The 10,724-nt window shown below is 69.4% G+C and carries 9 protein-coding genes; 2 read left to right on the top strand and 7 right to left on the bottom strand.

All coding sequences use genetic code 11. The features are described 5' to 3' along the window. Window positions 1-154: 154 nt before the first annotated feature. The 3 genes from VIB55_RS10410 to VIB55_RS25650 all read right to left on the bottom strand — a co-directional run bounded on the left by VIB55_RS10410 (window position 155) and on the right by VIB55_RS25650 (window position 4,073). Window positions 155-1,387 carry an ISH6 family transposase gene (locus VIB55_RS10410; RefSeq protein WP_331876594.1) on the bottom strand — a complete coding sequence of 411 codons (1,233 nt, stop codon included), beginning with the start codon at window positions 1,385-1,387 and terminating at the stop codon, window positions 155-157. Window positions 1,388-1,663: 276 nt separating this feature from the next. Further along, on the bottom strand, window positions 1,664-2,968 hold the full coding sequence (locus tag VIB55_RS10405; protein ID WP_331876593.1) for a 3-deoxy-D-manno-octulosonic acid transferase: 1,305 nt from the start codon (window positions 2,966-2,968) through the stop codon (window positions 1,664-1,666). A 100-nt stretch (window positions 2,969-3,068) separates the two neighbouring features. Continuing rightward, window positions 3,069-4,073, bottom strand: a complete 1,005-nt coding sequence (locus tag VIB55_RS25650; protein WP_331876592.1) for a type 1 glutamine amidotransferase domain-containing protein — start codon at window positions 4,071-4,073, stop codon at window positions 3,069-3,071. A 702-nt stretch (window positions 4,074-4,775) separates the two neighbouring features. Here VIB55_RS25650 and VIB55_RS10395 point away from each other — a divergent pair. Both VIB55_RS10395 and VIB55_RS10390 read left to right on the top strand, forming a co-directional pair. Continuing rightward, entirely contained in the window at window positions 4,776-5,678 is a 903-nt protein-coding gene (locus VIB55_RS10395; RefSeq protein ID WP_331876591.1) for a pseudouridine-5'-phosphate glycosidase, read from the top strand. Further along, window positions 5,675-6,238: a 5-formyltetrahydrofolate cyclo-ligase gene (locus VIB55_RS10390; protein WP_331876590.1), complete on the top strand. Its 564-nt coding sequence runs from the start codon at window positions 5,675-5,677 to the stop codon at window positions 6,236-6,238. Before VIB55_RS10395 ends, VIB55_RS10390 begins: the two co-directional genes overlap by 4 nt. A 117-nt stretch (window positions 6,239-6,355) precedes the next feature. Here the strand turns inward: VIB55_RS10390 and VIB55_RS10385 are convergent, their stop codons facing one another. The 4 genes from VIB55_RS10385 to VIB55_RS10370 all read right to left on the bottom strand — a co-directional run. Then, window positions 6,356-8,020, bottom strand: coding sequence for an EAL domain-containing protein (locus VIB55_RS10385; RefSeq protein ID WP_331876589.1), 1,665 nt, complete (start codon window positions 8,018-8,020; stop codon window positions 6,356-6,358). Continuing rightward, complete coding sequence (locus tag VIB55_RS10380; protein WP_331072401.1) at window positions 8,017-8,415, bottom strand: response regulator; 399 nt, start codon at window positions 8,413-8,415, stop codon at window positions 8,017-8,019. The genes VIB55_RS10385 and VIB55_RS10380 overlap by 4 nt, the downstream gene beginning before the upstream one ends. A 156-nt stretch (window positions 8,416-8,571) precedes the next feature. Next, a complete protein-coding gene (locus tag VIB55_RS10375) occupies window positions 8,572-8,976 on the bottom strand; it encodes a hypothetical protein (RefSeq protein ID WP_331876588.1) in 405 nt (134 codons plus the stop codon). A gap of 259 nt (window positions 8,977-9,235) precedes the next feature. Then, the coding region (locus VIB55_RS10370) for a M3 family metallopeptidase (RefSeq protein ID WP_331876587.1) at window positions 9,236-10,724 on the bottom strand (1,489 nt) is incomplete at its 5' end.

Genomic DNA, 10,724 nt, shown 5'->3' with positions numbered 1-10,724 from the left:
TTCCAGGTAGTTGCGGCCGACGCAGACGATCTTGGACGGACGGGTCACGGCAACACATGGGAACGAGGATGGATCCAGCCGAGGCGACTACACTGAAACCCGAAGCCTCGGCTTGCACGGGCGAATGAATTGATAGCAAGGCCTTGTGTTGACATCAGGCCGGAGGCACCACCGTGAACTGCACAGGGCGTACAGGTGTCCAGATGCGTTCGAAGTCATCGGGGTTGAGCCGCATCGCGTGCCGCAGCTTCAGCATGTGGTTCACTCCCGAGACCGACCACTGCACGCCGACATCCGTCCTGCGGTTGATCTCCCGCATCTCCCGCTCCGCCGGGCTCGTGGTTCGCTCGGACGAGCGCTTCGGGTACAGGACCCTGGAAACTGAATCCAGCAGCATCGCCTTTGCGCGGGCGCTCTGGACGAGGCGCTTGCAGAAGGCGCGGAGCCGCTCTCTCCCGCCTCGACGCGAGTCCCAGACGATCGCGTTCAACTCCGCCACGAGCCCTCGCCGCTCTGCGACCGGCACATGATCGAGGGCCATCAGGTGGTTCATCGTGTGGCCGAGATGCCATTCACAGATCTGGTGCCGCACCCCGGGATGCTGCGCCGCGATCACCTCCGGAATCCCGGACTCGCGATCCGTCACGATCACCTCCGACGCGATCCCCGGAGGCAGAGCCTGCGACCAGCCCAACGCCCCGATCGACCACCCCGCGATCCGCTTCTGAATCACGCTGCGGCCGTGCTCCTTGCTGCGCCCCAGAATCTGGAACGAGACCCGCACGTCCGTCCCGAACAGCCTCCGTCCCGCCGGCACCTTGGTGCCATCGGCGAGCACCACCTTGCACTCGGACGCGGGCGTGAACTGAACCTTCCTGCCGCGCGCCTGCACGCATCGGTGCAGTGTCCGCGGCGAGAGCCCGCTGCCCATCCACGCCGCTCCAAGTCGCGAGGTCTTCGCGTAGGAGAGGTTCGTGACCGCCTCGACGAGCTTCCGCTCCAGTTCTTCGGCGATGCGCTGCCGTGGCGCCAGGCCGAGCAGTTCCGCGTACGGGCTCCACGTCTTGCCGCAATCACGACACGTGACCTGCAGGAGCCGAAACGCGATGTCTCCACTGCTGGTGCGCAGCCGCCGACCGCGACTTCCCCGCCTCACCAGGTTCTGCGCGCTTTCATGCACGACTCCGCAGCCGTGGCACACGATCTCGGCATCTCCTCGAAACACGCGCTCCAGGTGCTCGGCCTGTGTGCGGTGAAGCATCTCGGCAGCCGCCTGGCACGCCAGGCTCCGCCCGAGTGCCGGCAGTGCTGCCGCGACGTCGTTGATCCGAACATCCGAAAAGCCTACATTGAGGTTCAGCTGGATACTGGTTTCCAGCAGATGCATGAGGCGCCTCCCTTCTCGCGTGATGGGTTCGGTGCCTCATGCTTCTTTTTTGACCTCATGTCAAGACAACGCTACGCTATCAATGAATTCGCGGCAACAACGGCCCAAAGTCCGCCTTCGCGGACTGCACGCGCGGTCGAGTGCGCTAGGCCAGCCGGAACGCGGTTCAGGTCTCCCCCTCCCCTGCGCAGCGGGGGATGGGGGCCGGGGGGGCCGGGGGGAGGGGGCTGCCTGAGCATGCACCGGCAGCATGGGCTCTCGCTCCGAATCCGATCGTCAGCCGTCCGCGGGGCGGGCGAGGAGCCCGTCGATGATCGCGGCACCTCGTTCGGCGGCGCCGAGGTTTTGTTCGACGTACGCGCGTGCCGCCTGTCCCGCGCGGGTTCGGGCCTTTTCGTCCCGGATCAGGGGGAGCAGGGCGGTGGCCACCGCTTCGTCGCGCAGGGACAGGGCTCCTCCGGCCGTGATCAGTTCCGCCGCCTCGCGCGCGTTCGAATGCCGCGGGCCGAAGAGGACCGGCGCTCCGAACGCGGCCGGTTCCAGCACCGAGTGCAGCCCCGCTGTCCCCCATCCGCCGCCCACGTAGGCTACGTCGGCCAGCGCGTACAGGTCGCCCAGCACACCCACGCGGTCCACCAGCACGGTTTCTCCCGCATCGGCGCCAGCTTCCACCTCGGAGAGCAGCCGGACGGTGCCGATGCCGTGCTGATGCAGGAGATCGCGGGTGCGCGCCAGGTGTGCGGGCGTCGGCTCGTGGGGGGCCAGGATCAGCCGCACCCGCCGGCCGGACTTGCGGATAGCCGCAACTGTCGGGACGAGCCGCTCCTCGTCCGGCGGCCAGGTGGAGCCTGCCACGAGCGTCACTCCGTCGAATTCGCGAAAGGGGCGGAGCAGCGCCGAGTTCTGGTCCGCTGACTGCGCCCGCGCCCAAACCTGGTCGAAGCGCGCGTCTCCCATCACCCGCCGCCGCTCCGCCGGCACCCCCAGCAGCCCGAAACGGTCCGCGTCAGCTTGGGCGATGGCGGCGACCACGTCCAGCCGCGCGTATGCGGGGGCGAGCAGTGCCCGCGCGGGGCCCCGCAGGCGGCTGGAGTTTTCCGGCAGCGTGCCACTGAGCATCGCCAGGCGTACGCCGCGCGCCTTCGCCTCGCGGGTGAGAACCGGCCAGACGTCCGTCTTGGAGAAGGCGAGCACGTCGGGTTGCAGTGCATCCACCGCCGTGACGACATCGCGGCGCAGGTCGAGCGGCAGGTAGTCGGCGAAGTCGGCGTCTACGGAGACGGCGAACCGCTCGGCGGAGGCGGAAAAGAAGGTGTAGGCCACCTGCGCGTCGGGACGCAGCACGCGGAACCGCTCGATGACGGCGCGGGCCTGCAACCCCTCGCCCACGCTGGGCGCATGGAACCACGCGAGCGGGCGCGCCGGGTCCCGGTGCTCGCGCGCCCACGCCTCCATGCGATCCAGCACGCCCGCACGGCCGCGGATGCTGCGCGCCAGCTTGCCGCTCCCACGCGATGCAAGCGGAAGCAGCGGACGCGTGGCGTGGAGAGCGAGCGTGTAGAGGGATTCGGCGATCGGCATGCGCGTAAGCTACGCGCCTCGGTGGGCGTGGGGAACTGGACGGATGCGAAAGCGGGGGCGGCCATGCCGGCCACCCCCGCCCGTAATCCCGCGATCCGCTTCAGACAGACGGCGGCCGCAGGGTGGTGCCCGCTCCGCCGGTGCCGTGGCCCAGCCCGTCGGCCAGCGTCGGGTCCTCGCTGCCGCCGAGGTAGCCCAGGCCGGCGTCGCTCGTTCGGCTGCCAGCGCCGGACAGCCCGACACTCCCGCCGGCTGCTCCCGCCGTCGCACCGCCCGCGCGCGGGGACGTATACTCGATCCCCTCACGGTACGGCATGCCGCCCGCGAAGTCGCCTGCGCTCTCGTCGTCGTCGTCTTCGGGGTAGTAGCGGTCCTCGATGGTGGCGTCGGCGTCGGGCGTCAGGTCCACCACCTCCACGTACTCCACCGCGTGCTCCTCGTTGCGCTGGTTGAGATACCAGGCGATACCCGCCGCCGCGAGCCCGCCCAGCAGCAGCCGCCCGATGGGAAGGCCGCCGCGCTCCTGGCGGTGCTCGGCCGGGTGGGGCGGCGCCACGGTGGCTCGTTCCGCGAACAGCTCCAGCATGGCGCGGTTGAACTGCGGCAGGTCGTGCGGCCCGCGGCTGGATACCCAGTTGCGGTCACGGACGACAGGCAGGTCGCTCCACGAGCCGCCCGCGTTGCGCACGTCGTCGCGGATGCCCGGCCACGACGTCAGGTTGCGGCGCACCATCAGCCCGGCGGAGATCAGCAGCCAGGGCGCATGGCAGATCATGGCGATGGGCTTGCCCGCCTGGTCGGCGGCGCGGATGAAGTCCAGCGCGCGCTCGTCCTGCCGCAGGGTGTCGGGGTTGGCGAGGCCGCCGGGAAGGAGGACGGCATCGTAGTCCTCGGCGTCGGCGGTCTTGAGGGTGCGGTCCACCGACACCTTCTTGCCCGGATACATGTGGTTCATCCCGCGGATTCGGCCACGGTGCACCGACACGATCTCCACCTCGGCGCCGTGCGCCTCAAGGGCCTCGACCGGGCTGGTGAGCTCTACCTGCTCAAAGCCGTCGGCGGCGAGCACCGCCACCCGCAGGCCGGTCAGATCTACGTGATTCATTGGCTATCTCCTCGGTTCATTGGCCAGTTGGAGCGGCGTACCGGTGCAAGACGTGGACCTTGTGCGAGGCTTGTAGACATCAGGCGTGGGTGGGTTTGTTTGTGGGTCGTTTGGTGATGGCGCATGCCGCGGCTGGCCCCTCCCCCGGCCCCGTCCCCCGGCAAACTGCGCCGGGAGAGGGGGGAACTTCGCGCCGGATGGGGCTGCGTCTCGGTTCGTGCCGCGGCAGCCCCCTCTCCTGGCCTCTCCCCCGCAAACAGCGCGGGAGAGAGGAGAACTTCGAACGCGCTTCGACAGGGTCCGTCGCATGCTGATGGAGCCCCCTCCCCCCGGCCCCCGTCCCCCGCTGCGCAGGGGAGGGGGAGACCTGAACCGCGCTTCGACTGGCGTCGCGCACTCGGCTGCGCGTGCAGTCCGCGAAGGCGGACTTTGGGCCGTTGTTGCCGCGACTTCAGTCGCCCCAGCGCGGCTGGGTGAGGGCCCCATGGCGGGCGAGGCTTCGTCTGCCGTGACCGCTGCCGCGCCCTGGCTTGTTCGTGCCTCCGGCTAGATCCTTTGGCCCGCGTGGCGGCGTGTGCGTGCGGGTGCGGCGTGGCTTGGCCTCAGGATGACAGGGTTGCGTGCTGGTTCGGGGGTCGTGCCGCGGGACGGCTAGATCGCTAGTTTGCTTGCGTGATCCCGCATCCCCAGCACGAGCACGCGATGATCCGCACGTCCGACGAGGTGGCAGAGGCGCTTGGCGCCGGGAGGGCCGTGGTGGCGCTGGAGAGCACCGTGCTCGCCCACGGGCTGCCCAGGCCCCGGAACCTGCAGGTGGGGCTGGGGATGGAGCAGCGCGTCCGCGATGCGGGCGCGGTTCCCGCCACGGTCGGCGTGCTGGGGGGCGTGCCGCGCGTGGGCCTGTCGCGCGACGAGGTGGAGCGGATGGCGATGGCGGACGGCGTGCTGAAGCTATCTACGCGCGACCTGCCGGTGCCCGTCGCACGGGGGAGCGATGGCGCGACGACGGTGGCGGCTACGATGTGGCTGGCGCACCGGGCGGGGGTGCAGGTGTTCGCCACCGGCGGCATCGGCGGAGTGCACCGGGGCGAGGACCGCGACGTTTCCGCCGACATCACCGAGTTGGGCCGCACGCCCATGCTGGTGGTGTGCGCGGGGGCCAAGTCGGTGCTCGACCTGCCCGCCACCCGTGAGGCGCTGGAAACGGCTGGCGTGCTGCTCGTGGGATACGGGACGAACGAGCTGCCCGCGTTCTACTCGCCCCGCAGCGGCATTCCCGTCGATGTGCGCGTGGACGACGCGGCGCAGGCGGCCGCCCTCTGGCGCGCGCACCGCGACCTGGGGCTCCCCGGCGCCATGTTGCTCTGCGTCCCTCCGCCGGAAGCGCATGCGCTGGCGGCCGACGAGGTGGATGGTGCCATCGCCCAGGCGCTGGAGGGCGCGCGCGCGGCGGGGATCCGAGGCAAGGAGGTTACGCCGTTCCTGCTCCGCGCGGTAGCCGAGGCGACGGGCGGGCGCTCGCTGGAGGCGAACGTCGGGCTGCTACTGAACAACGCGGCCGTGGCGGCTTCGGTGGCCGTCGCGCTGGCGGAGGGGGCGCGGTGACCAAGGACGACGTTCGGCGGGAGGTGCGCGGGCGCTTGCGGGCGCTCTCCGTGGACGAGCGCGCGGCAGCGGAGGCGGAGATCGCTCGGCGCGTGTGGGAGGTGCCGCAGGTGGCCGGGGCGCGCGTGCTGATGCTCTATGCGTCCATGCCGGGTGAGGTGGGGACGGATGCGATTGCGCGGGAAGCGGCACGGCGCGGGATCACGCTCGTCTATCCCCGCTGCCTGGAGGACCGGCGGCTCTCGCTGCACGTCGTCGACGCGCTGGACCGCCTGCGCCCCGGACGCTACGGCATCCGTGAGCCCAACGCGGATACGTGCCCGGCGCACGAGGTGGCGGCCGTGGATGCGGCGCTGATCCCAGGCCTCGCATGGGACCGCGCCGGCAATCGGCTGGGCCGCGGCGCCGGCTACTACGACCGCCTGCTGGCCGATCCGGAGTGGCGGGGCTTTCGCTGCGGCCTGTTCTTCTCCATCCAGGAGTTCCCCGCGGTCCCGCACGATCCGTGGGACGCGCGGATGCAGGCCATCGTCACGGAAGCCGAAATCGTCTCACCCTGACGAACTTTGGCTCACGCGGAGGCGCGGAGAACGCGGAGGAAAAGCGGGTAGCCTCCGCTGTTCTCCGCGTCCTCCGCGCCTCCGCGTGATACCCTGCCTTTTCTGGCCCCGAGCGCCTCAGGTGGTCGTCATCAGCGGAACGCCACCGTGGCCGGCCGTGTGGAACAGGAAGCCCTGCGTAAAGTGCACGCCCAGGCGCTTCACCGTCTCGTACTCCTCCTCGCGCTCCACCCCCTCGGCGATCACCTTGATGCCGTGGTCGTTGGCGAACGACACCATGGTCTCCACGAGGTTCTGCTTCATGAAGTTGGCATCGATGCCGCTGATCAGCGAGATGTCGAGCTTGATGAAGTCTGGCTCGAGGTTGGCGATGCTCCCCAGCCCCGCGTAGCCGCTCCCCGCGTCGTCCACGGCGAAGCGGAAGCCCCGGTCACGGAACTCCTTCAGGTATCCCTGGAAGGTGGGATAGTCGGTGATCGCCGTGCGCTCCGTGATCTCCAGCACGATGCGCTCGGGGTGCTCCACGCCCAGCTCGTCCAGGTCCAGGTAGCGGAAGGTGGGGTCGCGGAAATCGTGCGGATCGATGTTCAGGAACAGGAGCTGGTTCTCGTTCAGGTGCGCGTCCATCCCCTCGATGGCGCGCCGGCGGCACAGGCGCGAAAGCTCCCAGATGAGGTTGGCTTCCTCGGCCACCCCGAACATCACCTCGGGCGAGCGCAGCGCGCGGTGCGTGCCGCGGGCCAGGGCCTCGAAGCCGTACACCTCGCGCGTTTCGGTGACGACGATGGGATGGTAGACGATGTAGACCGCGCCCTCGCGGAGCGTGGTCTTCAGGTCCGTCACCTTGCGCGCGCGCTCGCGGCTTTCGACGCTGCGGGCTGCTTGCGCCGCCTCGCGGATGCCGCGGTAGATGATGCGCTCGGTGCGCAGCTTCGGGTTGCGGAAGATGGTCGTGGAGCCGACGTAGATCTCGAACAGCCCCGCCACGTCCTCGCCCTGCTCCGTGTCCAGCCGCGTGCGCACGTGCTCCTCGAGCGCGTGCGCCATCTCGTTGATGCGCCGCTCGGCGTCGTCCAGCGCACCGGGAAGCTCGGAAAAGAAGATGAAGTCGTCGTCCGCCGCGTGCGACACCATCACCACGCCGTCGACCGCGTCGTATTGCTCGTAGAAGTCGCGCACGGCCGAGGCGGTGCTCTGCAGCACCTCGTCCAGCTTTTCCCAGCCGTAGATTTCCTCGAGCTTGGAGTAGCGGACGAACTCGATGTACAGAATGGTCAGCCGGCCGCAGCGCTCCAGCATCTCGCGGCCGCGCTCGATCATCACCGGCAGGGTGGGAAAGCCGGTGAAGCGGTCGTACAGGAGTTCTTCGTAGCGCAGGTGCTCGGCGCGCTCGTGGGTGGCGCCGGGGGCTGCGCGCGTGCGCAGGCGCTCCAGCGCGCTCGACACGCGCGCGGCGACTTCTTCGGCCGTGGCCGGAAGGATCAGCCACTCCTCCACCCCCGCGCGCACCGCCAGCCGGGCCTCGGCGTCGTTGCGGCAGGCGGCCACCAGCGCGATGCCCCGCGTCTGCGACTCCTCGCGTGCGCGGTCCAGCAGCGCCCGCCGGAACTGCACGACGGCGGCGTCGGGATGGGTGCGCAGGGCGTCGTAGAAGCGGTCGTCGCGCACGGACGAACCGCCCTCGGCGGGCGACAGCAGGGTGAGCTCGGCTTCCAGCGCCCGCGCGGCGCCTTCTACCGCGGCGCGGAGCGTCTCGTCATCCGCAAATCCCAGGAGCCTCACGCCTTGCCGCCCCTGGCCGCAAGGTTGCGGTTCACCCTCTCCAGCAGGTCCTTGAAGTCCACCGGCTTCACCACGTAGTCGTCGGCGCCGGAGCGCAGCCCCTCGAACTTGTCTTCGAACGCGCCCTTGGCGGTCACCATGATTACTTTCATGCTTCCGTGGGTGGGGTGCGCCTTGATGACGCGGCACACTTCCCAGCCATCCATTCCCGGCATCATCACGTCCAGCAGCACCAGCGCGGGCCTCACCTCGTCGAGGCAGGCCAGCGCCGAGCGGCCGTCCCGCGCCTCCGCGACCGTGAACCCGCGCGACTCCAGGAAGGCGCGCAGGATCTCGACGTTGTCGCGGTTGTCGTCCACCACCAGGATGGTTTCGTTCTGATCGGTCACCGACACGGCCGTTCTCCCTGCGCTTGCTGCGGACGATCCTTGGTCGGGCCGCACGGGCGCAAGAAGCAGGCCCAAAGGGGGCAAAGCCTTGGTGGACAGGAGCTTACACCCTGTCGAGCGGAAGCGGCCTTTCCTCGCTGAGACTACAGGCTTGGACGTCGTTCACCGCCGGACGAAGCGGGCGACCCGTGGATCGTCGTCCGGGTTCCGCAGCCGCAGCTCGCCGCGCGCGAAGGTGCCCGACAGGATCGACACTCCCTCCTCGTCCCCGCTCACGATCAGGCGGAGCGTTTCCCCGTCCACCGTGTAGCGCCCGGTGATCGCGTGCGCGGCCCAGGGTGCGTCGGGGGCGCCGGTGGACGTGGCCAGCGTGAGGGTGAACTCCCCCGTTTCGTCCAGGGTGATGGTCGAGGCGTGCAGGAACACGCCGGGCTCGGATTCCACGGGTGGCGGCGTGCCGTCCAGGTCCACGAACTTGTACGTGCCCTCCGGCCGGCCGGAGCCTGCCTGCAGGCTGGCGCATGCGGAGGTGCCGAGCAGAACGAGCAGCAGGACGAGTGCGCGCATGGGAGATGATTTTAGGGAGGGTAGTGACGGCAGCATCCGTCCACGATGCCGCCGCAAGCTGGTGATGCGCAAGGAAATCTTCGCGCCTCGCCGCCTTTGAACAACAGTTTCACGCAGAGGACGCAGAGATGACAGAGAGGACGCAGAGGAGCTGACGGTTCTCTCTGCGTCCTCTCCCTTTTCTCTGCGCCTCTGCGTGAAACAAGAAAGGCCGGCCATGTCGCGATGGCCGGCCATTCTCATCTCCCGTCAGCCGGCGTCAGTGGCTGCCGGCGGGCGGCGCGAAGCCTCGCTTGCGCATCAGCGCCTCCACGGCCGGGTCGCGCCCGCGGAACCGGCGATAGCCCTCCGCCGGGTCGATGGTGTTGCCGATGGAGAAGATGTTCTCGCGAAGGCGGCGCGCCACCCCCGGATCGTACAGGCCGCCCGGCGCTTCCAGGAACGCCTCGGCCGCGTCGGCGGTGATCACGTCGGACCACAGGTAGCTGTAGTAGCCCGCCGAGTAGCCGTCGCCCGCGAACACGTGCCCGAACTGCGGCGTCCGGTGCCGCATCACGATCTCGCGCGGCATTCCCATCTGCGCCAGCGTTTCGCGCTCGAAGGCGCGGGGGTCGATGTCGGCGGTGCCGGCCAGGTGAAGCTTCATGTCGATCAGCGCGCTGGCCAGGTACTCCACCGTGGCGAAGCCCTGGTTGAAGGTGGCCGCGCGCTTGATGCGGTGTACCAGCTGCTGCGGAATGGGCTCGCCCGTCTGGTAGTGCACCGCGAAGCGCTGAAGCACCTGCGGCGTGGTCAGCCAGTGCTCCAGCAGCTGCGAGGGGAACTCCACGTAGTCGCGCGCCACCGACGTGCCCGAAAGCGACGGGTAGTTCACGTTGGACGACAGCCCGTGCAGCGCGTGCCCGAACTCGTGGAAGAGCGTGGTGGCGTCGTCCCAGGAGATCAGGACGGGCTCGCCGGGCTGCCCCTTCACGAAGTTGGAGTTGTTGGAGACGATGGTGGTGATCTCGCCGGCGTAGCGCTCCTGGTTGCGGTACGCGTTCATCCACGCGCCCGAGCGCTTGCCGGCGCGGGCGTACGGATCGAAGTACCAGAGGCCGATGTGGCGGCCGGAGGCGCGGTCCGTCACCTCGTAGACGGTCACGTCCGGATGGTACACCGGCACGTTCGCCACCGGCCGGAAGGCGAACCCGAAGAGCTCGCCCGCCACCCAGAACATCCCCTCGCGCAGCTTGTCGAGCTGGAGGTACTGCTTGAGTTCGTTCTGGTCGAGGTCGTAGCGGGCCTGGCGCACCTTCTCGGCGTAGTAGCGATAATCCCACGGCTCGATCTTGATCCGCGCGCCCTCCTTGTCGGCGAGCGCCTGCATGTCGGCGACCTCCTGCCGGACGCGCGCGACCGCCGGCTTCCAGACCGCCTCCATCAACTCCAGGGCGCGCTCCGGCGTCTTCGCCATCGCGTTCTCCAGGCGCCAGTGGGCGTGCGTCGGGTAGCCGAGGAGCTTGGCGCGCTCGGCGCGCAGTTGGAGGATCTCGGTGATGATCGAGTTGTTGTCGTTCTTGTCGCCGTTGTCGCCGCGGTTGACGAACATGCGCCAGACCTTCTCGCGCAGGTCGCGGCGGTCCGAGTAAGTCAGGAACGGGTCGACCGACGAGCGCGTGTTGAGGATGACGTAACTGCCCACCGGCTGCTTCTTCGAGGCGGCAGCGGCGGCAGCGGCGTCCCGCAAAGACTGCGGCAGTCCAGCC

The sequence above is a fragment of the Longimicrobium sp. genome, from assembly GCF_036554565.1.
GTDB lineage: Bacteria > Gemmatimonadota > Gemmatimonadetes > Longimicrobiales > Longimicrobiaceae > Longimicrobium.
This window is presented reverse-complemented; position numbering and strand designations above follow the sequence as displayed.

Excerpts from the sequence above, each read along its gene's own strand:
- VIB55_RS10405 (WP_331876593.1), bottom strand. The coding sequence starts at position 2,968 with ATGCCGATCGCCGAATCCCTCTACACGCTCGCTCTCCACGCCACGCGT.
- VIB55_RS10410 (WP_331876594.1), bottom strand. The coding sequence starts at position 1,387 with ATGCATCTGCTGGAAACCAGTATCCAGCTGAACCTCAATGTAGGCTTT.
- VIB55_RS10375 (WP_331876588.1), bottom strand. The coding sequence starts at position 8,976 with ATGCGCGCACTCGTCCTGCTGCTCGTTCTGCTCGGCACCTCCGCATGC.
- VIB55_RS25650 (WP_331876592.1), bottom strand. The coding sequence starts at position 4,073 with ATGAATCACGTAGATCTGACCGGCCTGCGGGTGGCGGTGCTCGCCGCC.
- VIB55_RS10395 (WP_331876591.1), top strand. The coding sequence starts at position 4,776 with ATGATCCGCACGTCCGACGAGGTGGCAGAGGCGCTTGGCGCCGGGAGG.